The organism is Rubricoccus marinus, assembly GCF_002257665.1.
Lineage (GTDB): Bacteria > Bacteroidota > Rhodothermia > Rhodothermales > Rubricoccaceae > Rubricoccus > Rubricoccus marinus.
The window spans coordinates 249482-275201 of record NZ_MQWB01000001.1; the positions used below are offsets into that span (position 1 = coordinate 249482).

The 25720-nt window shown below is 71.3% G+C and carries 19 protein-coding genes and 1 pseudogene; 12 read left to right on the forward strand and 8 right to left on the reverse strand.

Going from position 1 to position 25720, the window contains the following annotated elements; translation table 11 throughout:
- From BSZ36_RS19170 to BSZ36_RS01035, 4 genes and pseudogenes are all read left to right on the forward strand, one after another.
- Positions 1 to 1504: pseudogene (locus tag BSZ36_RS19170) on the forward strand (hypothetical protein); the annotation flags it as partial.
- 126 nt (positions 1505 to 1630) lie between these two features.
- A complete protein-coding gene (locus BSZ36_RS01030) occupies positions 1631 to 1924 on the forward strand; it encodes a DciA family protein (RefSeq protein WP_094545306.1) in 294 nt (97 codons plus the stop codon).
- Positions 1925 to 1967: 43 nt separating this feature from the next.
- Positions 1968 to 2291 (forward strand): hypothetical protein, encoded by a 324-nt coding sequence (locus tag BSZ36_RS19175; RefSeq protein ID WP_179270953.1) that lies wholly within the window; start codon positions 1968 to 1970, stop codon positions 2289 to 2291.
- Between the two features lie 97 nt (positions 2292 to 2388).
- Complete coding sequence (locus BSZ36_RS01035) at positions 2389 to 5007, forward strand: serine/threonine-protein kinase (protein WP_179270954.1); 2619 nt, start codon at positions 2389 to 2391, stop codon at positions 5005 to 5007.
- A gap of 88 nt (positions 5008 to 5095) precedes the next feature.
- On the opposite strand, the gene BSZ36_RS01040 is transcribed toward BSZ36_RS01035, so the two are convergent.
- The gene (locus tag BSZ36_RS01040) at positions 5096 to 5605 is read right to left on the reverse strand and encodes a hypothetical protein (protein WP_094545308.1); all 510 of its coding nucleotides are present in this window, start codon (positions 5603 to 5605) and stop codon (positions 5096 to 5098) included.
- A gap of 132 nt (positions 5606 to 5737) precedes the next feature.
- On the opposite strand from BSZ36_RS01040, the gene BSZ36_RS01045 reads away from it, so the two are divergent.
- A complete protein-coding gene (locus BSZ36_RS01045; protein ID WP_094545309.1) occupies positions 5738 to 6301 on the forward strand; it encodes a TFIIB-type zinc ribbon-containing protein in 564 nt (187 codons plus the stop codon).
- A gap of 30 nt (positions 6302 to 6331) precedes the next feature.
- On the opposite strand, the gene BSZ36_RS01050 is transcribed toward BSZ36_RS01045, so the two are convergent.
- The 4 genes from BSZ36_RS01050 to BSZ36_RS01065 all read right to left on the reverse strand — a co-directional run bounded on the left by BSZ36_RS01050 (position 6332) and on the right by BSZ36_RS01065 (position 13206).
- Positions 6332 to 8647, reverse strand: a complete 2316-nt coding sequence (locus tag BSZ36_RS01050; RefSeq protein WP_094545310.1) for a TonB-dependent receptor — start codon at positions 8645 to 8647, stop codon at positions 6332 to 6334.
- Positions 8648 to 8770: 123 nt separating this feature from the next.
- A complete protein-coding gene (locus BSZ36_RS01055) occupies positions 8771 to 9364 on the reverse strand; it encodes a hypothetical protein (protein ID WP_143536705.1) in 594 nt (197 codons plus the stop codon).
- 1 nt (position 9365) lies between these two features.
- A complete protein-coding gene (locus BSZ36_RS01060; RefSeq protein ID WP_094545312.1) occupies positions 9366 to 10718 on the reverse strand; it encodes a tetratricopeptide repeat protein in 1353 nt (450 codons plus the stop codon).
- A 235-nt stretch (positions 10719 to 10953) separates the two neighbouring features.
- Entirely contained in the window at positions 10954 to 13206 is a 2253-nt protein-coding gene (locus BSZ36_RS01065) for a DUF4331 family protein (RefSeq protein WP_094545313.1), read from the reverse strand.
- A 147-nt stretch (positions 13207 to 13353) separates the two neighbouring features.
- Here BSZ36_RS01065 and BSZ36_RS01070 point away from each other — a divergent pair, with 147 nt between their 5' ends.
- Positions 13354 to 15474, forward strand: coding sequence for an ATP-binding protein (locus BSZ36_RS01070; RefSeq protein WP_143536706.1), 2121 nt, complete (start codon positions 13354 to 13356; stop codon positions 15472 to 15474).
- Between the two features lie 12 nt (positions 15475 to 15486).
- On the opposite strand, the gene BSZ36_RS01075 is transcribed toward BSZ36_RS01070, so the two are convergent.
- On the reverse strand, positions 15487 to 15888 hold the full coding sequence (locus BSZ36_RS01075; RefSeq protein ID WP_094545315.1) for a DUF1761 domain-containing protein: 402 nt from the start codon (positions 15886 to 15888) through the stop codon (positions 15487 to 15489).
- Between the two features lie 150 nt (positions 15889 to 16038).
- Here BSZ36_RS01075 and BSZ36_RS01080 point away from each other — a divergent pair, with 150 nt between their 5' ends.
- Positions 16039 to 17610, forward strand: a complete 1572-nt coding sequence (locus BSZ36_RS01080; RefSeq protein ID WP_094545316.1) for an FAD-binding domain-containing protein — start codon at positions 16039 to 16041, stop codon at positions 17608 to 17610.
- A gap of 383 nt (positions 17611 to 17993) precedes the next feature.
- Entirely contained in the window at positions 17994 to 19460 is a 1467-nt protein-coding gene (locus BSZ36_RS01085; protein ID WP_094545317.1) for a deoxyribodipyrimidine photo-lyase, read from the forward strand.
- Between the two features lie 181 nt (positions 19461 to 19641).
- Here BSZ36_RS01085 and BSZ36_RS01090 read toward each other — a convergent pair whose 3' ends face one another.
- Positions 19642 to 19887: a hypothetical protein gene (locus BSZ36_RS01090; protein WP_094545318.1), complete on the reverse strand. Its 246-nt coding sequence runs from the start codon at positions 19885 to 19887 to the stop codon at positions 19642 to 19644.
- A 57-nt stretch (positions 19888 to 19944) separates the two neighbouring features.
- On the opposite strand from BSZ36_RS01090, the gene BSZ36_RS01095 reads away from it, so the two are divergent.
- A complete protein-coding gene (locus tag BSZ36_RS01095; RefSeq protein WP_094545319.1) occupies positions 19945 to 20676 on the forward strand; it encodes a hypothetical protein in 732 nt (243 codons plus the stop codon).
- 288 nt (positions 20677 to 20964) lie between these two features.
- Positions 20965 to 22647, forward strand: coding sequence for a phosphoglucomutase (alpha-D-glucose-1,6-bisphosphate-dependent) (gene pgm, locus BSZ36_RS01100; protein ID WP_094545320.1), 1683 nt, complete (start codon positions 20965 to 20967; stop codon positions 22645 to 22647).
- 251 nt (positions 22648 to 22898) lie between these two features.
- On the opposite strand, the gene BSZ36_RS01105 is transcribed toward pgm, so the two are convergent.
- A complete protein-coding gene (locus tag BSZ36_RS01105) occupies positions 22899 to 23423 on the reverse strand; it encodes a transposase (RefSeq protein WP_094545321.1) in 525 nt (174 codons plus the stop codon).
- 315 nt (positions 23424 to 23738) lie between these two features.
- Between BSZ36_RS01105 and BSZ36_RS01110 the strand changes: the two genes are divergently transcribed.
- Both BSZ36_RS01110 and BSZ36_RS18770 read left to right on the forward strand, forming a co-directional pair.
- Entirely contained in the window at positions 23739 to 25151 is a 1413-nt protein-coding gene (locus tag BSZ36_RS01110) for a M28 family metallopeptidase (RefSeq protein WP_094545322.1), read from the forward strand.
- 349 nt (positions 25152 to 25500) lie between these two features.
- Positions 25501 to 25713, forward strand: coding sequence for a hypothetical protein (locus BSZ36_RS18770; protein WP_143536707.1), 213 nt, complete (start codon positions 25501 to 25503; stop codon positions 25711 to 25713).
- Positions 25714 to 25720: the final 7 nt, after the last annotated feature.

Here is a 25720-nt window from a genome sequence, read left to right on the forward strand (position 1 = left end):
CGCGATGCGGCAGGCGGGCGTCCGCTCGGTCCGCACGGGCCTGTTGCCGGACGCCGTGATCGCCGCCGCCGATCGGCTTGGCATCGCCGTCGCGCAGGAACTCCCATTTGCTGACCTCCCGGCCGAGCGGCTGCTCGCGGCGTTGCCCGAGGCGGAGCGGCTTCTGGCAGAGGCGCTGGCCCTCGCCGGACGCCACCCCTCGGCCCGCCTCTTCATCCTCGCCAGAGGCGTCGACACCAGCGACCCGCGCGCGCGGCCGTACTTCGAGCGGCTGACCGCGCTCGCGCGCGAGCGCGGCCCCGAGGGCACCCGCACGGCCTACCTCACCCGCTTCGTCGACGACGACCGCGCGGCCCAAACCGTGGACCTCGTTCTGCTCGACGCCAGAGGCATGGACCCCCTGGCGCTGATGCGCCGCTGGCGCGCGCGCCACGAGACGCCCGTCGGGCTGGGCGCATGGGGCATGGGCGTCGTGCCCGGGCGCGAGGGCGGCTGGCGCCGCGCCGGGACCGAGGCGCACCAGGGCCGAACGGCCGAGCGCACGCTGGACGCGTTCCTGAACATGGACGCGCCGCCAGAGGTCGCCTTCCTCTCACGCTGGCGCGACCGCGAGGAGCGCGGCGCCCGCGCCGAGGTCGCCGGCCTCCGCTACGGCCTCCAGGACGCCGAGGGCCTCCGCCGCCCCGCAATGGAGGTCGCCTCTGGCGTGTTCACCGGCCGCCAGCGCGTGTTCGCGTTCGACGCCGGCGCGCCCGCGCGCGCCAGAGGCTCGGGGCTTCTCGTGCTGTTGGGCTGGACGCTCGCGCTCGGCCTGGGCACGCTGCTCGCGGTCTCGCCGCGGCTGGGCGGCTTGGTGCCGCAGTACTTTGGGCGGCGGGACCTCTACCGCGAGGCGATCCAGAAGGGCTACGGGCTTTCCGGCGCCGTCACGGTCGGGCTCGCGACGTTCCTCGCGCTCGCCGTCGGCCTCGTTCTCGCGACGGTTCTCCGCGCCTTTGGCGCGACCGACGCGCTGGCCGTCGCCACCTCGGGCTGGGAGGCCGACGCGCAAAGCCGGCTGGTGAGCCTGGTCGGATCGCCGGCGTTGCTGGGCGCCCTGCTGGCGGTCCTGTACAGCGCGTGGCTGCTGTTCAACGTGGTCTGGGTGGGCACGCTCGCGGGGCGCCGCCGCCGGATGCGGACCGTGCAGGCGCTCTCGCTCGTCGTCTGGACGCGGTGGCCGTGGCTGCTCCTGCTCATCGGCGCGATGGCCGTGGCGTCGCTGCCCGGCGCCGCCTCTGGCCCCTGGGCGGCAACGCTTCTCGTGCTCGCGCTCGTCGTGGAGACCATCGCGGCCTACCGCACGATGGTGGACCTCACGTACGTCGGCGCGGTCTCGGCCGCGCGCGCGCTGGGCCTCGGCTTCGCGGTGCCGTTCCTGCTGATCCTGGCCGGCTCCGTCGTGTTCCTCGTCAGCGCAGGCGCCGAGATCGGCTTTCTCTGGCACCTCGCGGTGCGCTCCTAGGCTCGGGCGCCAGAGGCCTCTGGCGCGGCGCCCGGCGAAGCCTGTGTTCGGTCTCCAGTCGCGCGGGCACATGGCGAGCCGTGCGGGGTACGTACCGTACTTTCGGCCCCCTTCCCACCCGCTCCCGTGTCCGCCTCCCACAAACCCCAGCCCATCGGCAACGTGCTGGGCGCGCTGTTCCAGGACCGCGGGTACCGCCAGAAGATCGACGAGTCCCGCGCCGTGGACGCGTGGCCGCGCGTGGCCGTGGCCGGCGCCGTCCGGGCGACCGAGAGCGCGTGGATGCGCGAGGGCGTGCTGACGGTCAAGCTCCGCAGCTCGGCGTGGCGCCATACGCTTCACCTCCAGCGCGAGCAGTGGCGGCAGAAGATCAACGAGCACCTCGGCCGCGAGGTCGTGCGCGAGATCGTCTTCCGGTAGCGCCAGAGGCCCTTCCGCCGCTCGCCTCTGGCGAGAGCCGCCCATGACGCCGATCCGTCTCCGCCAACTCGGCCAGTACGACGCCAGCTTCGAGGCCTCGGTCGACGCCGATGGCATCTGGCGCGTCGACGGCGGCAGCTACGTCACGCGCGGCGTGCGCGAGGGGCGTCTCTCCAGCGCAGAGCACGCCGCGATCGGGGCGCTCGCCGCGGCGGTCGCGATGCGCGAGACGCACGCCATCCCCGAGGACGCCAGAGGCTTTACGTCCACGCTGGACGTGGGCGGCGACACGCTGGAGTGGTGGGGGCCGCCGCCGACGCCCGCGCTCCGTGCGCTCGCCAACGCGCTGGCCGGTCTCGGCGCCTGAGCGTCCGGCGGCTCCACCGAGCCCGGCGTCTATTCGGGTGCGCCTCTGGCGCCAGAAGCTTGGGACGGCGATACTTGGGCACCCCACCCCGCCGCCCATGTCCGCCGACCTCTCCACGACGTTGCTCCGCCAGAGGCGCTCGCTGGAGATCGTCTCCGAGGCGTACGACGTGCCTCTGGCGGAGCGCGAGGCGTTCCTCCGCGAGGCCTGCGGCGAGGACGCCGCGTTGCGCCGCGCCGTGGACGCGCTCCTGGCCGTGGACGAGCAGTCCGACGCCTTTCTCGACGGCGGGATGCTCGGCGTGCTGGACGCCAACCCGCCGCCCGCCGAGGACGTGGGCGGCTACCGCGTGATCGGCGAGCTCGGCCGCGGCGGCATGGGCGTGGTCTACGCCGCCGAGCGCGCCGACGGCACCTTCGAGAAAACCGTCGCGCTCAAGCTCGTGCAGGCCGCCAAAGCCTCGCCCGAGACCGTCCGCCGCTTTGAGCGCGAGCGCCGCGTGCTCGCGCGGCTGGACCACCCCGGCATCGCGCGGCTGCTCGACGGCGGCCTCACGCCCGACGGCCGCCCGTACTTCATCATGGAGCGCGTGGACGGCCAGCCGCTCACCACCTACGCCGACGCCAGAGGCCTGGACCTCACCGCCCGCCTCCGCCTCTTCCTCGACGTGTGCGACGCCGTCGCGAGCGCGCACCGCCTCCTCATCGTCCACCGGGACCTCAAGCCGAGCAACATCCTCGTGGCCTCTGGCGAGAGCCAGGACGGGAGAGACGAAGAGAACGGTCCGGCCTCTGGCGCCAGAGGCGGGGCAGGCGCGCCCAGCCCTCAGAACCCGGCGGCCCCTGCTTCCGGCGCCGACGGCGCCCCTCGCGTCAAACTCCTCGACTTCGGCATCGCGAAGGCGTTGGACGAGGACGACGAGGACGTGCTGACCCGCACCGGCGGCGCGCTCACGCCGGCCTACGCCGCGCCGGAACAGGTGGGCGGCGAGCCCATCACGGCCTCGACGGATGTGTACGCGCTGGGCGTGATCCTCTACGAGTTGCTGGTCGGGCGGCGGCCGTACTCGTTCCCCAACGCGGCCCCTGCTGAGGTGGCGCGCATCGTGCGCGAGGCCGAGCCGACGCGCCCGAGCGACGCCGCTTCGGAGCGCGGCGCGGACCGCGCGCCAGAGGCCTCTGGCGTGCATGCGGGGGCGACGCCCGCCCGCCTCCGCGGCGACCTCGACGCTATCGTCCTGACCGCGCTCCGCAAGGAGCCCGAGCGCCGCTACGCGTCGGCCGCGGCACTCGCCGACGACCTCCGCCGCTATCTGGACGGCCGGCCGGTAACGGCCCGTGGGGACGCGCTGAGCTACCGCGCCTCGCGGTTCGTGCGGCGGCACCGGCTCGCCGTGGGAGCCGGGGGCGCGCTCGTGCTCGCGCTCCTCGTGGGCGTGGGCGCAGTCCTCTGGCAGGCGCGCGAGACGGCGCGGGAGGCCACGCGCGCGAACGTGACGCTGGAGTACGTGCTGGGCATGTTCGAGGCCGTGGACCCGGTCGCGCTGGAGGGCGGGGACCTCACGCCAGAGGCCCTCCTCGCTCCAGGGCTCCGCCGCGCGGCCGCGCTCGACGGCCAGCCGCTCGTCCAGGCGTCGCTGCTCGAAGGGCTCGGACGCCTCGGCGTCAGCCTGGGCCTGTTCACCACCGCCGATTCCGTGCTCCAGCGCGCCGTCGCGCTCCGCCGCGCCGAGCAGGGCCGCGCGCACCCGGACATCGGGCTGCCGCTTACGCTCCTCACGCGCTCGCGCACCGCCGAAGGCCGCTACGAGGAGGCCCGCGCCGCGGGCGAAGAAGCCGTCCGGCTCCTGGCCTCTGGCGGGCGCCCGGGTGCACTCGCCGAGGCGCAGGTGTACCTCGCCGAGGTGCTCTACCGCGAGCGCGAGGACGACGCCGCGAAGGCGCTCTACCGCGCCGCCGCGGGCGCTGGCGCACCTCCCGCTACGACCGTGCAGGCGCTGCTCGGCTTGGCCGTTTTGCTCGACGAAGCCGACAGCCTGGACGCCGCGCTCCCGCTGTTCCGCCGCGCCACCGCGCTCGCGCAAGAGGCCTTCGGCCCCACCGATCCCCGCACCGCCGACGCGTTCTACGCCCACGCCGAAACCGTCGCCCGGACCGAGAACGCCGAGCAGGCGCGCACCCTCCACGAGCGGGCGCTGGCCATCTACGAGCGGGCCTACGGACGCGGCGACTACCGCACGGCGCAAAGCCTGTACACCCTCGCCGTTTTCCACGACTCGCGCGATCCGCAAGAGGCCGAGCGCTACTACCGCGCCGCGCTCCGCGCCTACGAGGCCTCCACGCTGGACGAGGACCACCTCTGGCGCGAGTACGCCCGCGTCGGGCTGGGAGGCCTGCTCCTGCGGACCGACCGCCCGGCGGAGGCGCTGCCGCTGGTCAGCGCCGGCGCCGAGGCGTTCGCCACCGATCTCGGCGCAGACGACCCCCGCACGCTCTCGGCCCGCGCGCAACGCGCCGCGGCGCTGATCGCGACGGGCCGGGAAGGTGAGGGCATCCGCCTCTTGCGCGAGGTCGACGCCGTGCTCGCGGCGTCGGAGCCCGCAGGAGCGTTCCGCCTCCGCGTGCTGGAGCGCCTCGAAGCCGCCCTCGCCGCGACGGGCCGCACGCCAGAGGCCCGCGCCGTGGCCACCCGCCGCGCGTCGCTGGGCGGAGCGTAGGGGCGCCCGGGCCTCTCGCGGGCCGCGCATAAAAACGGGCCGCCCCACAACGGTGGAGCGGCCCGGCGCCAGAGGCGGGTTGGGGGCCTTAGAACTCGGAGACGAGGCCGCCGGGGATCCGCTCCCACTGAGCGTCTTCGGGCGCTTCCACGATCTTCGTGGACGTGCCGATCAGCCGCTCCAGCAAGCCGATCTCCATGAACGGCGGCGGCGGGGGCGGTGGGCACCGCTTGAACATGCGTCCCGCGATGGCCGTCACGCCGCTGCCTGGAGGCGGCTCGCTGCAGCGGGGCCCGCCGGTGGGCGCCAGGGCCTCTTGCGTTTTGAGGTCCATCGCGTCGTAGCCGACGCGCGTGAGCGCCTCGCCGATGAGGTACGCCTCGCCCACGCTGAGCTCTACGGTTTCGCCGTTGATGCGGAGCAACACGGCTTCGCCAGCGGCGCGCACCGCCGCGTTTTCGGTCACGAGGAACGCGTCGTCGCCGCCTTTCTGGGAGACGAGGGTGATCGGCGCGTCGGCGCCGGCGGAGGGCTGGGGCGCTCCGGCGTCGCACGCGGCGAGCGAGAGGGAGAGGAGGAAAACAGAGAGTCGGATCATGTGTGGGATGCAAAGGGGCTCACCCTCCATACCGGAGGCGGTCGCGAAAGGCGTCACGGCGCCGCGGACTTTTTTCGGCCTCTGGCGCCCGAGTCCCGCAGCGGTAGGTTCGGGCGCCTTCCCCTGCGCCACATGACCTGCCCCCTCTGCACCGCGGCCCTGGACCGCACCACGCTTCTCGCCTCCGGCGACGCCCCCGAGCTTCGCGGCTTCGCCTGCCCCGACGGCCACGGCACGTTCCTGCCCTCCGACCTCTACTTCGCGTGGCGCGAGGGGCGCGAGCCCTCCGACGCCAGCGGCGCGCTCCCCGCCTCGGAGGCTGTGGGCGACGTCAAGCAGGCCAAGCTGTGCCCGCAAGACGGGCGCATCATGCGCCGCTACCGGACGGACGCCGAGGGCTTCTGGCTGGACCGCTGCAGCACCTGCGGTGGCGTGTGGTTCGACGGCGACGAGTGGGACGCGACCGTCGAGGCCGGGCTCGTCGAACGCCTCGGCGCCATCTTCAGCGACGCGTGGCAGCGCAACGTGGAGGAGGCCCTCACGGCCCAACGATGGGACGACAAGCTGGAGGCCGAGATCGGCGCTGACGACCTCGCGCGCATCGACGCCTTCCGCGCGTGGGCGTGGGAGCACCCGCAGCGGCACCTCGTGTTCGCGCGCATGCAGGAACGCCCGGCCTCTGGCGCCGAGGAGTAAGCCTCTCGCGCCAGAGGCCGGGCCCCGCGCTTAGAACCGCAACACCGCCGTCAGGCGGGCCGTGCGCGGCAGAACGGGGTGGACGTGCACGTCCTCCACGCCAGCGGCCGCCTCGCCGGGCAGGCGCGAGGCGTAGAAGTAGCTCACGTCGGCGTCCTCGGAATCGAGCACGTTGAGCACGTCCAGCGAGACCGCGAGGCGGCGGGTCCGGTAGCCCAGCTTGGCGTTCACGAGCGTCGTCGCGTCGGAGACGATGCTCCCGTCGCCGGTGAGCGGGCGCGGGCCGAAGTGCCGCACCTGCACGCTCGCCAGAGGCCCCGTCTCGCGCCCGGCGTAGACGCCGCCGCTGACGATGCGGCCGATGGAGTTCTCGATGCGGTCCGCGCCGGGGTCGCCCTCGGTAAAGCGCGACCGCGTAAACGCGAGGTCCAGCGAGAGGTCCAGCCAGTCCGCGGCCTCGTAGAAGTTGTTGACCTCCACGCCGTAGTGCAGGCTCGCGTCGCTGGCCTCGGTCCCGCCCGCATCGCCCACGAAGACCAGCTCGGATTCCAGCGCGATGGTCCAGAGCGCGAGCGTGGACTGCAAGCCTCTGGCGACCGCCGTCCGCGCGCCGACCTCGGCGCCGCGCGTCCGCACGAGCGGGTCCACGCGGTCCACCGCCTCGCCAGAGGCCGGGTCCACGGTGATGACGGTGCCTCTGGCGTCGTTGCTGTGGAAGCCCAGCCCGGCGTTGGCGTAGAACTCGGTCCCGCGCCAGGGGCCCACTGCGAGGCCAGCCTTGGGGCTCGCGATAAACGCCGTCTCCGTTCCGGAGTTGGCCGCGAGGTCGCTGTCCACGCGGAAGCGGAAGGCGTCACCGCGGAGGCCGAGCGTGGTGCGCACCTTGTCCGTCCACCGCGTCTCGTTCTGGACGTACGCGCCCAGCGTCGTCTCGCCCACGGTGTCATCGCGGACCGTCCCGAGCCTCTGGCGGTCGCGGGTGTTGAACAGGCCTACCTGGAAGATCTCGTCGTGCCGGAGCGCCGCGCCGATGGTGTGGACGCTGCTGCGGCCGAAGAGCCGGGTGAACCACTCCTGCGTGACGCTCGCGCCGCCGTACGCGCGCCGGTCCACCTGCTCGAACTGGTCGCCGTCGGTGGGGTTGTCCAGGAAGTAGGTGAAGTTGGAAAACAAGTTGAGGTGGTAGTACGCGCCGTAGGCACGTACGCGCGTCCGCGCCGCGCCAGAGGCCCCGCGCTGCCACTCGCCGACGAGCGTGTAGCGGCCGGTCTCGCCGCCGTTGCTCGGGTCCAGCGCGCCCAGGCGGGAGACCTGCCCGTTCTCCACCGCGCGGAGCGCGATCTGGTCCGTGGCGTCCCAGTCGCTGCGGTAGCCCAGCGCGGTCAGCGAGAAGCCTCTGGCGGCCGTCCCGGCCGTGTACTTCGCGACGGCGCTGACGAGAGCGCTGTTCTCGGGGTTCACCCAGGGGCCATCGTAGTAGCGCGCGCGGACGCCGTAAAGCACGCTCCCGGCGCCCACGTCCGAGGAGTTGGCGACGAGCGCCTCGTAGTGGTTGTCCGCGCCCGCCTCGCCCTTGGCGATGCCGCGGTCCAGCCGGTCCACGAGCCGGATCTGCGCGCGGCCCGCCGTCGCGAAGTCGCCCGCGGCGGCGTTCTGCGGCCCTTTCTCGAACTCGACGGACTCGATGAGTTCGGGGATGAGCGAGTTGAGGTCGAGGTAGCCTTGCCCGTGCCCGTGCGTCGGCAGGTTCATCGGCACGCCTTCAAGCGACGCCGCGAAGTCCGTCCCGTGGTCCAGGTTGAAGCCGCGCAGGAAGAACTGGTTGGCCTTGCCCGAGCCGCTGTGCTGCGTCACGATGGTGCCCGGGATCGTCTCCAGCACCTCGCCCACGCGGAGAAGGGGCCGCGCCGTGAGTTGCGCCTGCCCCACGTACCCCTGCGACGCCGCGCTGGCGATCCCGACGAGGTTCGCCGAGCGGCCTTCAACGGTGATCGCCTCCAGGTCCGTGGCCTCTGGCGCGAGCGCGAGGTCCACGCGCAGCGTCTCGCCCGCTTCGAGCGTGAAGGCGCGGGAGGCCGCCGCGTAGCCGACCGACGTGGCGCGAAGGGTGTACGCGCCTGCGTCGAGGCGGGAGAGAGAGAACCGCCCGTCGAGGTCGGTCACGGCGCCGCGCTCAGAGGCCGCGCCTGCGCGTACGAGCGCGACCGTCGCGCCCGCCAGAGGCTGGCCGCTGGCGGCGTCGGTCAGGGTCCCGGCGATGCGGGCGGACGGGGGAGACTGTGCGGCCGTCGCCAGAGGCGCGGCCAGGAGAAAGAGCCACACAAGGCGGCGGTAGAGAGAGAGCATCGGAAGGGCAAGCAAGAGGGGAGGGCCGCGCCAGAGGCGCGCACCGGGGGAGGGCGCCGCGCACCTCGCGCGGCGGAGCGGGCCTCTGGCGGCCCGCGGAACCAGAGCGCGCCGTGGCGCGCGTTATCCCCTCTCTCGCGGCGGAGGCGTCTCCACCCGCGTCTCTGCCGAGGCGTGCCCGTCGCCTCTGGCGGCCCAGGCCGTCGCCTGCGCTGGCGGCGGCGTCAGGGTGGACGCCAGAGGCAGCCGGTGCTTGTCGAGCGTGAGCACCACCGGCGCGGGATGGGCCGGGGGCGCGTCGTGGCGGTGGATGTCGTGGCCGTGGGCATGGAAGCCGTCGGGCAGGGCGTGGCCGTGCGTGTGATCCACGTTGTCGCCAGAGGCCTCGGGCGAGTGGCCGTCTTCCAGCGGGGCCTCTGGCGCGTGAACCCGAACGGTCCGGTGCGCGCCTGGTCGTGCCGAGTGGGAGTGGCCGTGCTCGCCGTGGTGATGCCGCGCCTCGGGCGCCCGCGACCGTAGCGTCGTGAGCCCCTGGGTTCCGGCGGGGAGCTCCGGCTGGATGCCGGGGGGCGCCAGAGGCGCGCGGTGCTCCGTCGCGACGTGGCCCAAGAGCGCCCACCCTTGCCCGACCGAGGTGCCAGTCCACGCAAGGAGGTAGCCCAGCAGGAGAACTCCTGCCAGGCCAGCCTCTCGAACGGGGCGACGGCGTGCGCTCACTCTACCGCGTGCTCCGCGTTGCCTGTACGGGCGCGGCGCTGGTGGCCTGCGCCAGAAGCTGCCGCGCCTCCTTGGCGGCGCTCGGGCTTTCCACGCCGAGGTTGCCGGCCAACGCCGTGCGGAAGTGCTCGGCGGCCTTGGCCGGCTCGCCAGCGGCCTGGTAGATGCGCGCGGCGCGGAAGTGCACCATCGCGTCGCCCGTGTCCAGGCGCATGGCGCGCTCGATGTACGGGACGGCCTCCCCAGCACGGCCGTTGTGCATGAGCGCCCACGCGTAGGTCTCGTTGGCGTGGAGGTGGCCGGGGCGGCGTTCCTGCTGCGCCTTCGCCATGGTCAGCGAGCGCTCCAGGTCTCGGCCCTGGTCCAGCAGGAAGTCCGCCTCCTCCATGTCTACGACCTCGCCCATCTCGCGCGCGGCCAGCAGCGCTTTGTGGACGCGGTCGGCGGCCTCGCGGGACTTCGCCTCGTCGCCCGCGGCCGCGTAGGCCTCTACGAGCAGTTCGTCCGTGCTCTCCAGCGGCATCAACCCGCGGGATTCCTCCAGCAGGCGAACGGCCTCTTGCGCGTCGCCCTTGACGAGCGCGACGTGGCCGAGGCCGGCGAGCGCGGGTGCGAAGTCCGGCCGCTCCTCCAGGATGCCGGTGTAGATGAACGCGGCCGTGTCGGGCTTGGCGTCGCCGAGGTAGAGGTTGGCGAGGTTGTGCAGGGCCCACGCGCGCTCGGAGCGCCCACCAGGGGCCGCGTCGGCCGCCAGGCGCATCGCCGCGATGGCGCCTTCGGTGTCGCCGTAGAGCTCGCGGATGTAGCTCGCGCGGCTGTACGCCGGCAGGCCCGGCTTGAGCGCCTGAAGCGCGTCGGAAACGCGGACGGCCTCGTCGTACTCGCCCAACTCGACGAGCGCGTCGATCAGCGTGCCGTGGGCGTACGCGTTCTGGGGGTACGCCGCGAGGATCTTCCGCGAGACGTCGCGGCCGGCCTCAAATTGGTGCAGCACGTTGAGCAAGGACGCGTGCAGCGAGAGCGCGTGCAGGTCCTCTGGCTTGCGCTCCAGCGCCTCTTCGAGAAGCGTGCGCGCTTCGGGGATCGTCTCCGTCTGCGTGCCGCGCTCGTTCCCGAGCTGCGTCAGCGCGTGCGCCAGCCGCACGCGGGCGTCCACGGATTCCGGCTCCCGCCGTAGCAGCGCGCGGTAGTAGTCCACGGCCCCCTCGGCGTCGTCGAAGGTGGCGCCGGGCGCGATCTGCGCGTGGTCCCGCGGGAGCTCAGGCTCCTCGCCAGAGGACCGCATGGCAAAGACGACGGCGATGGCGCCGACCACGAGGGCGACGGCGAGGAGAAGGGCGGTACGAGAAGACATAAACGAGAGGGTCGAGAGTCGAAAAGCGCGTGCCGGGCCTCTGGCGCCAGAGGCTGTGGGCACAGAGGGGGAGGCGTGCGGCAAGCGCTGGGGCCAAGCTGCAATAGGGCAGAGCCAGCGGGCGTAGGAGCGACCCGCAAAAGAATGGGGGCGAGGCGCCGTGCCTCGCCCCCGGGGTTGGGCCTCTGGCGGGTGTGTGTGACCCCGCCAGAGGCCTCGTCGTGCGCTTCTGGCGTTAGCGGACGATCGACGCGCGCTGCGTGCTGACCACCTTGCCGTCCACCATCAGGCGGTAGAGGTAGGTGCCGGCGGCGAGGCTGCCGGTCTTCCACTCCACCTGGTGCTCACCGGCGCGGTACTCCTGCTCGGTCAGCGTCTGGATGAGCCGGCCGCGGAGGTCGAACACGTCCAAACGCACCGGGGCGGCCGTCGAGAGCTGGAACTCGACTCGGGCGTCGCCAGAGGTCGGGTTCGGGAAGCTCTGCTTCAGGATCACGCCCGCCGGAGCGCCGATGCCCATCCCGTTCGAGACGGGCTGGAAGTTGGCGCGCGGCGCGGGGGCCGTGAGCTGCTTCACGTAGTCGTAGCCGCGGTGCGGGTTGGCGAGGTACGGGAAGTCGCTCAGGAGCGGGAGGTCGTTGCGGGTCGGGCCGGCCACGAAGCGGAGCTCGGAGACGAGCTGCGGCGAGGCGAGGTCGGAGTAGTCGCCCGCGGTCGCGTCGTCCTCGGGGAGGCCGACGGCTGCGAGGACCAGACCGCCAACGGCCTGAAGCTCGATGCTCGTCACGTCATCCTCCAGGCGGCGCCCGTTCGGGAAGCCGTCCATGTGCGGGATGAACTCCAGGTCCGTCGTCGCGAAGTCCTCAACGGTGAGGCCGATGGCCGCCGCGCGGATCAGGCCGAGACGCGCCCAGTTCGTGAACTCGTCCGAATCGCGGTCCGTCGTCGGCGTGGCCATGTTGAGGCGGAGCATGTCGCCGCCCCAGAGGCCACCGTCCGGCGTCTGCGTGATCGGAAGGAAGTTGTGGATAAAGGGCTTGCCCTCGGTGAACTCCAGGTTTCCGTCTCCGTCCGTGTCCGCTACCAAGCCGCCCTTGCCCGTTGCGAGCTGGTACGGTGCGAGGTTGGGGACGCCGAAGTAGAAGATGGGCAGGATGTCCACGCGGCGCGGCTGGCCGGGCGCCAGAAGCGCGGTCGGGACGCCAGGGGCCGTCGGGCGCGTCGGCACGGCGAAGGCCGTTCCGTCGATGTCCAGGCCGTTGCCGACGAGGGGGAGGACCGCCGCGGCGCCGTCGGCACCGTTGGTGAAGTCCAGGCCCGAGCCGACGTTGGAGGGGTCTCCGTCACCGTCGAGGTTGAGCGCCGGGTAGGAGTTCTGCTGGATCGTGAGGTGGTCGCTGAGCCCGGGGACGGCGTCGCCGAACTGGCCGTTGCCCATGTACAGCCCCAACTCCGGGTTGACGAAGTACTGTGCGAAGTTCTGCTCCGCGGCGCTGTATGGGGAGACGTAGTTCCACTTGTCCTTCATCCCGATGGGGATGACGGCTTCGTTGGTAAGCGGCATGCCGAGGCGGGACACCTGCACGAACGGGCCGGAGCCGGTGGGCTTGGAGCCGTCGGTGGAGAGCGTGGTCACCTGGCGGCGCGAGGCCGAGGCCCAAACGCCGATCACGAAGTTGGGATCGAGGATGCTGGATGCCTCATCGACGTCCATACCGTCTTTCTGGAGCATCGAGATCGGGATCTGGAGCACCAGCGCGTGGGTGTTGAACCCAGCCACGGCATCGCGAGCGTTGTCGGGGTTGGACGGGTCCGTTCCGAAGTCGTCGCGGAAGCCGCCGAGGTCGAACACGCCGCCGAGGTCCACGAAGAACGGGTCGTCGCGCGGGCCTGCGAAGACAGTCTCGCCGGTGTTGGCCGTTTCGACGGCGTCGCTGGTGAGCTGGTCGTACGTCGTGCCGAGGCCGGCACCGGCTTCGATGGAGCGCGGCCCGATGTTGGCCGGGGGCGTCGCGCCATCGTTGACGATGGTGACGAAGCTGGCGCCGCCATCGGTGCTCTTCTCCAGCTTGTAGGACGTGTTCAGGTTCTCCGCGCCGAGGCGGATGTTGAAGAACGTCGAGGGGTCCTCGTTCACGCGGGAGAACGTGAACCGGTAGGTGATGTCGTCCGTGGCCGTGCCGAGGGCGCCCGCCGAGACCTGGTTCTTGATGTGGATCTCGTACCGGATGTCTTCCCCGAAGTGGGTGAAGTTCGGTCCGCCTTCGGGCAGCGAGAGCGGGATGTAGTTGGCGACGATGGTGACGGTCTCCGAGTCGTCCGGCGTGCGGAACGCGTAGACGTCGGTGTTGTCCGCCAGCGGGTCGTCCGCGATCAGGGGGGCCTCGCGGTGACTGGACGCGTCAGAGAAAGGAGGGGCGAGGATGCCGCCTGCGAGGATGAGCCCGGCGGTGGCGGCTCCTGCGAGGAGCGTGCGCAACGGTTGCATACGAGGGGAGGGGGGAAGTGGAAGGGCAATGTGTGGAAGGGTGCAGACCATCCGATAGCTCGTCTTATGTTCAATCCGTGTCCATACTCGTAGGAGCAACCCTGACTTCTGCGACATCGGGGGCACCCGCGTCCACGAATTCGACCATTGGAGCGACTCTCCGCCCGCTTGGCCAACGCCCGTCACGCCCGCTTTGTGGGCCGTGAGGCGGAGCTGTCTCTGTTCGCGGGGGCGTTGGCCTCTGGCGAGGTGGCCGCTCTCGCGGACCCCGACGGTGAGGGCTCTGGCGCGGAGGGGTTCGTCATCGCGCACGTCTACGGACCCGGGGGGATCGGCAAAACGGCGCTGCTGGACGAGGTCGCGCGGCTGGCGCGGGCGCAGGGGGTGTACGCCGCCCGGGTGGACGGGCGCGACGTGGAGCCCTCGCCAGAGGCGTTTACCCGCGCCGCGCGCCGCGCGCTGGCTGCGGCCCGCCCGGAGGGCGCCACGCCAGAGGCCTCTGGCGAAGAGCGGCGGCTGTTGCTCATCGACACGTACGAGGAGATCGAGCGGCTGGACGGGTGGCTCCGCCGCTCGTTCTTGCCCGAGCTGAACGCAGGCGACTTGGTGGTCATCGCCGGGCGCCAGAAGCCCTCCTCGGAGTGGCGCGTGGGCTGGGGCGAGGCCGTCGCGATGGTGCCCCTCGGCGGGCTGGCCAAGCGGGAAGCCGAGGCATACCTCGACGCGGGCGGCGTGCCCGAAGAGGACCGCAGCCGCATCGTGGCCTTTGCGCACGGGCACCCGCTGGCGCTGGCGCTGGCAGCGGAGCGGCAGCGGCAGCACCCCGAGGAGGGGCCCCTGGCGCTAGAGGCCTTCGACCCCACGGCGTCGCCCGATCTCATGGGCGAGCTCGTCGCGCGGTTCGTCTCCTCGGTCCCCAGCCGGGCGCACCAGGAAGCGCTGGAGAGCGCGTCCATCGTGCAGACGGTGACCGTCTCGATGCTTTCCGCCTTGCTCGGTGGCGACGCCTCCGATGCGGCGCCAGAGGCGCTGTTCGCGTGGCTCCGCAGCCTCTCGTTCGTGGAGAGCGACGCGCAGGGGATCCGCCTGCACGACGTGGTGAGGGAAACGCTGGAGGCCGACCTCCGCTGGCGCAACGCCGAGCAGCACGAGGCGTTGCTGGCACGCGCGCGGCGCTATTGCGGCCGCGCCCTCCGCATGGCCTCTGGCGAGGCGGAGCAGCACAAAGCGCTCCGGGACTACCTCCATCTGTACCGGAACAGCGCCGTCGTCAAGCCTTTTTTGAGCCGGCTCAAGCAGGCATGGAGCGAGGCGGACCTCGCCGGCTCCGGCCCGATGCGGGAGGGCGACGCCGATGCCATCCGCGCGATGGTGGAGGTACATCAGGGGGCGCCAGAGGCGGAAACCGTCGGCGCGTGGGTGGCCAGCCGGCCGGACGGCGTGGAGGTCTTCCGCCGCAGCGACGGCACCGTCGCGGGGTTCCTGCTAGGGCTCACGGTGGACGCGCTGAGCGAGGACGAACGCGCGAGCGATCCGGTCGTGGCGCGGGCGTGGCGCGCGGTGTCCAGTTCGCTGCGGGCGGAGGAGCAGGCGCTGTTGTTTCGCTCGTGGATGGACGAGGAGGAGGGGCAGGGCGTCTCGGCGGTTCAGAGCCTCGTGTTCGCGCGGACCGTCGCGCGGTACCTCTCCACTCCCTCGCTCGCGGTCTCCTTCCTCTTCACGACCGCGCCCGACCTGTGGGCGCCGGTCTTCGCCTTTGTCGGCCTGCGCCGCTGGCGCGAGGCGGAGGCGCCCGGCGGCCCCGCCGCGTTCGGCAAGGACTGGCGCGCGGTCCCGCCAGAGGCCTGGTTGGAGTCGCTGGCCTCTGGCGCCGCAGGCGCCGAGAGTGAGGAGGCCGCCGAGCCGCTCCTGGTGCTCAACCGCGACGCCTTCGCCGAGGCCGTCCGCGAGGCGCTCAAGGCATACGCGCGCCCGCACGACCTGACGGAGAGCCCGCTGCTCCGCGCCCGCGTCGTCCGCGAGGCCTCTGGCGACGAGCCGATCGGCGCCCTGCGCGGTCTCCTTCGCGAGGCTGCGGCTCAGCTGGAGAGCGGCCCGCGCGACAGCCGGTACTTCCGCGCGCTGGACCTCACCTACTTCCGCCCGGCGCCCACGCAGGCTATCGCCGCCGAGCGGCTGGACCTCCCCTTCAGCACCTACCGCCGCCACCTCGGCCGCGGCGTGGACCACGTCGTGGAGGACCTCTGGCGCCGCGAGACAGGCGGCTAGCAGCGCCAGAGGCTAGAACGCGCCCAGGATGGCGCCCGCGATGGTGTAGTACGCGACGTGGTAGCCCGCGTCGATGGCGAACAGCGCGAACGGCTTCTGCGAGAACAGGTACGTCACGCCCATCGCCGTGGCCACCCACGCGGCGCCGATGCCCAGCCCCGTCAGCGCGCCCGACCCCGTGGTGGTCTCTGGCGGCAGGAACAGCGCCAGGACCACGACGGCAATGATCTGGAGCGCCAGCGCGCCGCCGTAGGTCGCGGCCATGTTGGCGCTCTGAATCTTCTCGTCGGTGACGCCGGAGAGCGCCTGCCATCGCTTCCCAAAGAGGAGCGGGCCGTACCACACGGCGCCGAGCGCGAACGCCGAGGAGGAGGCGACGAAAACGGCGATCCAGTTGACAGAGGAGACGTCCATGTCCGATCCGGGAGTGAGCCCTCAGCCTACGAGGCGCGCGCGCCAGAGGCCAGATGTGCGCGCGTGTGTCACCGGGCGATCCCTGCTCCTGCGCCTCTGGCGGAACGCCGCGCGGGCCGCGCGATCCAACCCGCCCCTCCGCACACGCCCATGTCCGCGCCCGTTCTCTGGTGGCTCAAGAAAGACTTCCGCCTGGCGGACAACCCCGCGCTGATGGCGGCCTTGGACGCGGGCGAGACCGTGCTCCCCGTCTTCCTCTTCGAGCCCGCGTTGCTGGAGGCCGAGGAGACGAGCGCCTTCCACGTCGCCGCGTGGTGCGAGGCGCTGACTGACCTGCGCCAGAGGATCCCCGTCCTCTGCCTCCGCGGCGACGCGCCAGAGGCGCTGGAGCGGCTGCGCGACGCCACGGGCTTCGCCGAGATGCACTCCCACGAGGAGGTCGGGAGCAGCGTCACGTTCGAGCGCGACAAGGCCGTCGCAGCCTGGGCGCGGGTCTCTGGCGTGGCGTGGCACGAGCACCGGCAGACGGCGGTTTTCCGCGGCGGGCTGGACCGCAACAAGCGCTCGGCGCTCTGGAACGGGTTCATGAAGGAGACGCCTCTGGCGGCGCCCGGAGATGCCGACCTCGCGCGGATCGTCGTCTCGCCCCAGGCCGAGGCGTTGCAGATGGCCGAGCCTTTGGCGCCCGAAGCCTTCGGGCACCCGCTGGCCGACGCGCAGGCCGAACTCCGCCAGCCCGTGAGCGAGACGGCGGCGCACGACACGCTCACCGATTTTCTCACCGCCAGAGGCAAGTGCTACTCGGGCGGCATCTCGTCGCCCAACCTCGCCTTTGTGTGCGGCTCGCGGCTCTCGGTCCACCTCGCGTGGGGCACGCTGACGGGCCGCCAGGCCTACGCCGCGACGCTTGCGCGCATCGCGGAGGTCAAAGGCATCGAGTCGCCAGAGGCGAAGCAGTGGAGCAAGTCGCTGCGCAGCTTCAAAAGCCGTCTGCACTGGCGCGACCACTTTATCCAGCGCCTCGAATCCGAGCCGCAGATGGAGTTCACGCCGCTCAACCCGGCCTACGAGGACCTCCCGGCGCCTGGCGACGAGCACCTCGACGCATGGCTCGAAGGCCGGACCGGCTGGCCGCTCGTGGACGCGTGCATGCGCTGCGCCGCCCAGACCGGCTTCCTCAACTTCCGCATGCGCGCGATGGTGACCAGCGCGGCCGTCCACAGCCTCCGCATCGACTGGCGCAAAACGCTCTACCCGACCGCCCGCCTCTGGGCCGACTACGAGCCCGGCATCCACATCGCGCAAACGCAGATGCAGGCGGGCGTCGTCGGCATCAACCAACTCCGCGTCTACTCCCCCAACAAACAGCTCTCCGACCACGACCCGGAGGCCGAGTTCGTGCAGCGCTGGGTACCAGAGCTCGCGGACACCCCGCCCGAGGCCATCCTCAAGCACCACGAGCGGCCTCTGGCGGACTACCCGGCGCCCCTCGTGGACTGGTGGGCGAACTCGAAGGAGATGAAGGCGGACTACTACGCCATCAAGGGCACGCCAGAGGCCAAGGCCCACGCCGAGCGCGTCTACGAGCGCCACGGCTCGCGCCGCCACGCCTCCAGCCGGACGTGGAAGAGCAACGTCGGCCGCGTCTCGAAAAAGACGGGCCCGGCGAAGACGAAGAAGGCCACGCTGCCCCACTCGCTCCCGCTCTTTCCCGACGAGTGAGGCCTCTGGCGCCAGAGGGGTGGGGGGCTGCGGTGATGCGAGGCAACCCCCTGAAAAACGCGCCTGCAACGGCGGTTTTTCTGTCCCCCTCAAGAGAGGGACAGGTGACACCGAGCGGTGGGCAGAACGTTTTGGCACAGCGACTCTTACGATTCAGATCTGAACTGTCCCCGCTTTGAGGGGGACAGAGAACGCGACGCCGTGCCGCCCACTCAACGCGCCGGCCCCCACCCCTCCCTTGAGGGTGGAGACGGAGCACCGCCCCGAGCGTTCTCAGGGGGTTCTACCCCGCCGCGCGCCGAGCCCGCCCCTCTGGCGCCCGAGCCTGCCCCGTATCCCTCCGCATCCCGGCGCGCGAACGCGCGCACATCCCTCCTCACCCCATGGACGCCCTCGACGCCCTCCGCCTCCGCACCCGCCGCCTGACGGAGACCCGCACCGCCGCCGACGGCGACTACGTGCTGTGCTGGCTCATGCAGGCCCTCCGCGCCGAGGAGAACCCGACGCTCGACGCCGCCATCGCGCTGGGCAACGCCAGAGGTCTGCCGGTTGTCGTCGTGCACACGGTGGAGACGGCATACCCGTACGCGAGCCACCGCCTGAGCCGGTTTATGCTGGAGGCGAGCCGCGAACTGGAAGCGGGCATCGAGGCCCGTGGCCTCCGGTTCGTGCGCTACGTGCGCCGGGCCTCTGGCGAGCCGACCGTCGAGGCCGTGGCGCGGCTGGCGGAGCGCGCCGCGACGGTCGTGCTGGACGACATCCCGACGTTCGTGACGCGGACCTACGCCGACTACCTCGCCGCGCACATCTCGCGCGAGGTCCTGGCCGTCGACGCCTGCTGCGCCGTGCCGATGAACGCCTTTCCCGAGCCTCTGGCGACGACCAAGGCGTTCCGCGCCGCGCACACCACACTCCGCGACGACCATCTCGGCCTCGACCTCCGCCAGAGGCCGGACGTGGGCGCCTTCACCGGCGACCTCGACATCGTGCAGACGCCTCTCGCGGACCTCGACGCCAGCGGCCTGGACGCGCTCTGCGCCGAGCAGGGAATCGACATGACGCTCCCGCCCGTCGAGCGCTGGAGCGGGAGCCGGGAGGCAGCGCTGGAGCGGCTGCGATTCGCGGTCGAGAACGTGCTCGAACGGTACAAGTGGACGCGCAACAACCCGGCGCTGGAAGACGCGAGCGCCGAGATCTCGCCGTGGATGCACTTCGGCCAGCTGAGCCCGCGCGAAGTCGCCGAAGCCGTGCTGCACGCCGAGGCCTCTGGCGACGTGCATCCCGCCGCACGATGGAAGTTTCTGGACGAGACGCTGACGTGGCGCGAGTACTACCACCACCGCTGCCGCACCGTCCCGGGCTTCTCCAACTGGAGCGGCCTACCCGAGTACGCCCGCAAGACGATGCAGGCCCACGCCGACGACCCGCGCCCGCAGATCTACAGCGTGGACGAACTCCTCCACGGCGAAACCGACGACCCGCTCTGGAACGCCGCGCAGAAGCAGTTCCTCCTGGACGGCTGGATGAACAACAACCTGCGGATGTACTGGGTCAAGCAGATCCTCAAGTGGCGTCCCACGCCCCAGGACGCCTGGGCCACGGCCTGCTACCTCAACGACCGCCTGAGCTACGACGGCCGCGACGCCTCCACCTACGGCGGCATCCGCTGGGGCTTCGGCGAGGCCAAGCCGTACGACGAGCAGCCCATCTACGGCACCGTCTCGCGCAAGACGAGCGCCGCGCTCATGAAGCGTCCCGGCATGCGGGAGTGGATGGAACGCGAGGCCTCTCGCGGCACCTACCGCGTGGACGTGCCCGAGGAGCCACCGGAGTTCGAGCGATACTTGTAGGGATGCGGTGGGAGGTGGCCGCGCAGGCCTCTGGCGCCAGAGGCGAACCGGTTTGGACCGCCTGCCAACCCCGAGGGTGTCATCGCGAGCGAAGCGCGGCGATCTCACGACGCCGAGCGCAGACCCAGCAGATCGCCACGTCGCTGCGCTCCTCGCGATGACACCGGATTGGAGCGTCGTCCTACTGGCCGGCGGCCTCTGGCGCCCCCCGGTTGTCCACGACGCCGCGCACGTTCGTGACCGCGAGGAAGACCTGAAGCGCGACCAGCGCCCAGGCCGCGTCGTGTACGCCCCAGACGACCCAGAGCACATTGGAAACGAGGAAAAGGCCGAAGCCCCACAGGCGGCGCCGCTGCGCGTCCGACGCGACGAGCCAGCCGCTGGCGACGGTGACGGCCATGGCAGGCCATTGGAGGAGATCAAGCATGAGAGGCGAGAAGAGAAGGGGCGCATTGGTGCCGCCAGAGGCGAGTAGGTTCCAGCCATGCCCGCCCTCTTGCCGCTCTCGCTCGCGATTGCCCTGGCCGCCATCCACGTGTTCGGCTGGCGGCTGCGTTTTCTGAGCGTGCTCCCGCGCAGCGCGTGGCTCTCGTTCGCCGGCGGCACGTCGGTCGCGTACGTGTTCGTGCACCTCCTGCCCGAGATGGCGGCGCTCCAGGAGGCGCTCGCCGAGCGGGTCGCCGGGTTCGAGCTGTTCGAGGCGCGTCACGTGTGGCTTCTGGCGCTGGCGGGGCTCGTCGCGTTCTATGGGCTGGAGCACCTCGCCTCGCGCTCGCGAGAGGAGGGCCAGGACGAGGCAATGGACCGCACCGGCGCAGGCGTCTTCTGGGTCCACATGGCGAGCTACGGCGTCTACAACGTGCTCGTGGGCTACCTCCTCGCGTGGGGCGAGAGCCGCACGACGAGCGGCGTGCTCCTGTTCGCCCTCGCGATGGCGTTCCACTTCGTCGTCAACGACACCGGCCTGCGGCACGACCACAAGGAGCGCTACCTCCACGTCGGGCGGTGGCTCCTGGCGGGTGCCGTCGTCCTGGGCTGCGGCCTGGGCTTCGTGACTGAGGTGAGCGAAGCGACCATCGCGGCGCTGCTGGGCATCCTCGGGGGCAGCGTGATCCTGAACGTGCTCAAGGAGGAACTCCCGGAGGAGCGCGAGAGCCGGTTCTGGCCCTTCCTCGCGGGCGCGGTCGCGTACTCCGCGCTGCTGCTGCTGGTCTGAGCCTCTGGCGGGGCGCCGCGCCCTCTCGGTCTGCGCGTCGCCCTCGATCGAAACTGTCCCTCTCTTCGAGGGGGACCGTTCAACCGCCGTTCAGGCGAGTTGAACAGGGGGTGGGTGCGCCTAGCCGCAGACCCGCCTGAGGCTCTTGGCGCCAGAGGCAAAAAGCATTTCCTCCTCCCCAGCCGGGGGAGGCTGGGAGGGGAGGTTCAGAATCACGCCAGAGGCCTCTGGCGGTGGAACCGGGCGTAGAATCTCTCTATCCCTCTGAACCCTGACGCACTCCGACTCATGCCCCTCGATCCCCTCGCCGGACAGCCCGTCCCCGCCGACCGCCTGCCGGACATCCCGGCGCTCGTCGACGCCTACACCTCTCGCACGCCCGACCCCGAGAATCCGGCCGAGCGGGTGACGTTCGGCACGAGCGGGCACCGCGGGTCGTCGCTGGATGGGCGGTTCAACGAGGCGCACATCCTGGCGACGAGCCAGGCGCTGGCGGAGTACCGCCGCGAGGCCGGAATCGACGGGCCGCTGTACATCGGTATCGACACGCACGCGCTCTCGCGGCCCGCGTTCGAGACGGCGATGGAGGTGTTCGCGGCCAACGGCGTGACGGTCGTGATTCAGGAGGGCGACGGGTTCACGCCCACGCCTGCGGTCTCACACGCCATCCTCGCGCACAACGGGGCCTCTGGCGGAACAGCCTCTGGCGCCAGAGGCGCGGGGTCAGGACCGGCTGACGGAGTGGTCATCACGCCGAGCCACAACCCGCCCCAGGACGGCGGCTTCAAGTACAACCCGCCGACGGGCGGACCGGCGGGCGGCGACATCACGGGCCCGGTGCAGAACCGCGCGAACGAACTCCTGCGCGGCGGGCTACGCGAAGTGAAACGCGTGCCTCTGGCGAAGGCTCTCGGAGCCGACACCACGCACACCGCCGACTTCGTGCGGCCCTACGTGGACGGCCTCGCGGACGTGCTGGACATGGACGCGATCCGCGCGAGTGGCCTCAAGATCGGCGTGGACCCGATGGGCGGCGCGGCGGTGGCCTACTGGGCGCCCATCGCGGAGACGTACGGGCTGAACATCGAGGTGGTCAACGAGGTCGTAGACCCGGCCTTCGGATTTATGCGGCTGGACCGCGACGGCAAGATCCGGATGGACTGCTCGTCGCCCTACGCGATGGCCGGCCTCGTGGAACTGCGCGACCGCTTCGACATCGCGTTCGGCAACGACCCGGATGCGGACCGCCACGGCATCGTCGCGCCATCCTCGGGCCTGATGAACCCGAACCACTACCTCGCGGTCGCCATCGAGTACCTGTTCACGCACCGACCGGGCTGGTCCGAGGCCGCAGCGGTGGGCAAGACGCTCGTCTCGTCCAGCATGATCGACCGCGTCGTCGCGAGCCTGGGGCGGCCTCTGGCGGAGGTGCCGGTCGGCTTCAAGTGGTTCGTGGACGGGTTGCTCTCGGGCAGCTACGGCTTCGGCGGGGAGGAGAGCGCGGGCGCCTCGTTCCTGCGCAAAGACGGCACGGTCTGGACGACCGACAAGGACGGCCTGCTCCTCGGGCTTCTCGGTGCCGAGATCACCGCCGTCACGGGCCGCGATCCGGGCGAGCGCTACGCCTCGCTCGAAGAACGCTTCGGCTCCCCCGTCTACGCCCGCATCGACGCGCCCGCCTCGCGCGAGCAGAAGGCGGTTCTCGCGGACCTCTCGCCAGAGGCCGTCGACGCTGAAACGCTCGCGGGCGACGCGGTCACGGCGAAGCTCACGCGCGCGCCGGGCAACAGCGCGCCCATCGGCGGCCTCAAGGTCACGACCGCGAACGGGTGGTTCGCCGCGCGCCCGTCCGGGACGGAGGACGTGTACAAGATCTACGCGGAGAGCTTCCGCGGGGCCGACCACCTCGCGCGGCTCCAGGCGGAGGCGCAAGAGGTGGTGCAGGGCGCGTTCGCGAAGGCGGGGGTGTAGGTCGGCGCCTGCCCCGGACCCCGATCCGGGGGCGCCAGAGGCGGCCTCCGACGTTCCCCGTAGGGGCGTATCGCATACGCCCTCCAGGATGCCACGGCCTCTGGCGACACCGCCCATGCGTTCGGCCCTGACGCCAGAGGCTTGGTACGGGATACGTTCCCGAGTGCCGCGGCCTCTGGCGGCTCGGTGTCGCACCAGAGGCCCCTGGACGGGGCGCCGGGGTGGGGGGCGTATGCGATACGCCCCTACGGTTACATGCGGTGTCCGTCGCGGCGCGTGGCGTCGAGGCCGTGCCACCGCGAAGGGTTCTCGGCGATGTACTGGCGGACGTGGTCGGCCTCGCGCTCCGTGCGGACGACGCGGTCGAAGAACCCCCGTTGCCAGACCGGCCCGACCTCGCGGCCTTCGCGATCCCAGACGGCGCGCGTGACGGCGCCCTTGTAGCCTCGCACGATCGACGCCGCATTCGCCGACGGCGACCGGAATCTCCGCTCGGACCCTTGCTCGCCAGAGGCCTCTGGCGGGAGGAGGGCGAACAACAGGTGGACGTGGTCAGGCATCACCACGAAGGCGTCCAGGATGCACGTCGGCCGAACGTCCTCGGTGCGGATCCATTCCGCGTGCGCGATGTCGCCGAGTGGTGAGCGGAGCATTTCACCCTCCTCCACATCCCCGAACAGCCTCTGGCGCCGGTGCGTGCAGATCGTGATGAAGTAGAGGCCGTCTGCATAATCGTGCGTTCGAAGGCGGACAGATCGGCGGTCTCGAAACGGCATGCCGTAGGGTACAAACCCGTAGGGGCGTATCGCATACGCCCCCCACCTCGGCGCCCCGCCCAGGGGCCTCTGGCGCAACACCGAGCCGCCAGAGGCCGCGCATGCGGAAACGCATTACATACGGGCCTCTGGCGCTGGACCGGACGGCGCGGTTGGAGTCGCCAGAGGCTGCGGCATCCTGAGGGAGGGGCGTATGCGATACGCCCCTACGGTTACATGTGTCCGTCGCGGAGTGTGGCGTCGAGATGGTGCAACCAGCCCGCGCCTCTGGCGCCAGAGGCCCACTACATTTCGGCGGTCCCACCTCACACCGTCATGATCCGCGCCCTCCTCTTCTCCCTTCTGCTCGCCTCTGGCGCAGCGCCCGCCCTCGCCCAGTCGTCCGCATGGCCAGACTCGCTCGTGGGCGGCTCCGTCCCGCCAGAGGCCGTGCCGCTGCTGCACGAGATCGCTGGGGGTGTAAGCGCCGACCGCATCGAGGCCGACATCCGCACGCTCGCGGGCTTCGGCACGCGGCACACGCTGAGCGACACGGTCAGCGCGACGCGCGGCATCGGCGCGGCGCGGCGGTGGTACCGGGCGCAGCTGGAGCAGATCTCCACCGACTGCGGCGGGTGCCTGGAGATTATCGAGGTGCGCGAGACGGTCAGCGGCGAGCGGCGCATCCCGGAGCCGGTCGAGGTGGTGAGCATCCTCGCGATCCAGCGCGGCACGAGTGACCCCAATCGGATGGTGATGATGTCCGGCGACATCGACTCCCGCGCCTCCGACGCGCTGGACGGAATCAGCGACGCGCCAGGGGCCAACGACAACGCCAGCGGCCTCGCGGGCACGCTCGAAGCGGCGCGCATCCTCACGCAGTACACCTTCCCCGGCAGCATCGTCTACGCCGGGCTGAGCGGCGAGGAGCAAGGCCTCTTCGGCGGCAAGCACGTCGCGGACATGGCGCGCGCCCGCAACTGGAACATCCAAGCCGTGCTCAACAACGACATGATCGGCAACTCGTGCGGCATCGACGGGGTGTGCGACAACACGAGCGCCCGCGTCTTCTCCGAGGGCACGCGCGCCGTCGAGACCGAGCGCGAGGGCACGATGCGGCGCTATACCGGCGGTGAGGTGGACAGCCCGTCGCGCAACGTGGCCCGCTACGTGGACACGATGGCCGACGAGTACATCCGCAACCTGGACATCATGATGATCTACCGCAACGACCGCTTCGGCCGCGGCGGCCACCACACGCCGTTCGCCGAGGCGGGCTTCCCCGGCGTGCGCATCATGGAGACCCACGAGCACTACGACCGCCAGCACCAGGACCTCCGCAACGAAGACGGCCGCCACTACGGCGACACAGTCGAATACGTCGACTACGACTACGCCGCCAAGCTGACCGCGCTCAACGCCGTGAGCCTCGCCGGCATGGCGGGCGCGCCCCGTCCGCCTCTGGCGGTGAGCGTGAGCGGCGCCGTGCAGCCCAGCACGACACTCGCCTGGGACCGGCCTCTGGCGGAGACCAACCCGCAGCACGCGGGCGTCCGGATCTGGTGGCGCCTGACCACAGATTCGCAGTGGGAGAAGAGCGTCTTCGTGCCCGACAACGGCGAGGCGCGTCAGAGCTACACGCTGGAGAACATCGTGATCGACAACTACTTCTTCGGCGTCTCCAGCGTCGCGCGCGATGGCAGCGAGAGCCCGGTCGTCTTCCCCGGCCCGGCAGGCGCGTTCGAGTAGCCTCTGGCGCCAGAGGCCGAGCGCGGAGCAGCTTCACTCGGAACTCGGAACTCGGGCCCTGGCGCCAGAGGCGCAGACCGGCTTGCTTCCCGTACCTCGTACCTCGTACCTCGTACCTCGTACCTCGTACCTCGTACCCCAAAACGCCAGAGGCGTGGTCTCCAATCAGGCGGAATCCCGTATGTCGAGGTACACCAGCCGCGTACCGCGCATGAGCACCCCAGAGAAACAACCTGCCTCCATCTCGCGACGTGAAAGCCTCAAACGCGCTGCTGGCGCTCTCGCCGTAGGAATTGGAGCCCCGTTGTCCGCATTCTCAGCGCCGGCCGATGGCCCGTCTGGAAAGACGATGCTCTCCTTCTACAAGGGATCAGAGAGGATCACTGTCCCCGGCTGTTGCAAGCGGTCCGATCTACTGCACACGATGGAGATCCCCGAAGAGCTAGCGGAGATGCTGATGGAGCCAGGAGCGCTGAGATTCCTAAAGCTTGGCGACATCTCGGGCGAGAAAAACGTGGTATACACCACTCTGATGGAGGGCGAACGGGAGGAGCGCCGCTGATCCGTGG

What these genes read in the sequence shown, in the direction of transcription:
- BSZ36_RS01095 (WP_094545319.1), top strand. Translation starts at nt 19,945, where the DNA reads ATGCCCGCCCTCTTGCCGCTCTCGCTCGCGATTGCCCTGGCCGCCATC.
- BSZ36_RS01045 (WP_094545309.1), top strand. Translation starts at nt 5,738, where the DNA reads ATGACCTGCCCCCTCTGCACCGCGGCCCTGGACCGCACCACGCTTCTC.
- BSZ36_RS01085 (WP_094545317.1), top strand. Translation starts at nt 17,994, where the DNA reads ATGGACGCCCTCGACGCCCTCCGCCTCCGCACCCGCCGCCTGACGGAG.
- BSZ36_RS01090 (WP_094545318.1), bottom strand. Translation starts at nt 19,887, where the DNA reads ATGCTTGATCTCCTCCAATGGCCTGCCATGGCCGTCACCGTCGCCAGC.
- BSZ36_RS18770 (WP_143536707.1), top strand. Translation starts at nt 25,501, where the DNA reads ATGCTCTCCTTCTACAAGGGATCAGAGAGGATCACTGTCCCCGGCTGT.
- BSZ36_RS01105 (WP_094545321.1), bottom strand. Translation starts at nt 23,423, where the DNA reads ATGCCGTTTCGAGACCGCCGATCTGTCCGCCTTCGAACGCACGATTAT.
- BSZ36_RS19175 (WP_179270953.1), top strand. Translation starts at nt 1,968, where the DNA reads ATGACGCCGATCCGTCTCCGCCAACTCGGCCAGTACGACGCCAGCTTC.
- BSZ36_RS01050 (WP_094545310.1), bottom strand. Translation starts at nt 8,647, where the DNA reads ATGCTCTCTCTCTACCGCCGCCTTGTGTGGCTCTTTCTCCTGGCCGCG.
- BSZ36_RS01075 (WP_094545315.1), bottom strand. Translation starts at nt 15,888, where the DNA reads ATGGACGTCTCCTCTGTCAACTGGATCGCCGTTTTCGTCGCCTCCTCC.
- BSZ36_RS01040 (WP_094545308.1), bottom strand. Translation starts at nt 5,605, where the DNA reads ATGATCCGACTCTCTGTTTTCCTCCTCTCCCTCTCGCTCGCCGCGTGC.
- BSZ36_RS01080 (WP_094545316.1), top strand. Translation starts at nt 16,039, where the DNA reads ATGTCCGCGCCCGTTCTCTGGTGGCTCAAGAAAGACTTCCGCCTGGCG.
- BSZ36_RS01035 (WP_179270954.1), top strand. Translation starts at nt 2,389, where the DNA reads ATGTCCGCCGACCTCTCCACGACGTTGCTCCGCCAGAGGCGCTCGCTG.
- pgm (WP_094545320.1), top strand. Translation starts at nt 20,965, where the DNA reads ATGCCCCTCGATCCCCTCGCCGGACAGCCCGTCCCCGCCGACCGCCTG.
- BSZ36_RS01060 (WP_094545312.1), bottom strand. Translation starts at nt 10,718, where the DNA reads ATGTCTTCTCGTACCGCCCTTCTCCTCGCCGTCGCCCTCGTGGTCGGC.
- BSZ36_RS01065 (WP_094545313.1), bottom strand. Translation starts at nt 13,206, where the DNA reads ATGCAACCGTTGCGCACGCTCCTCGCAGGAGCCGCCACCGCCGGGCTC.
- BSZ36_RS01110 (WP_094545322.1), top strand. Translation starts at nt 23,739, where the DNA reads ATGATCCGCGCCCTCCTCTTCTCCCTTCTGCTCGCCTCTGGCGCAGCG.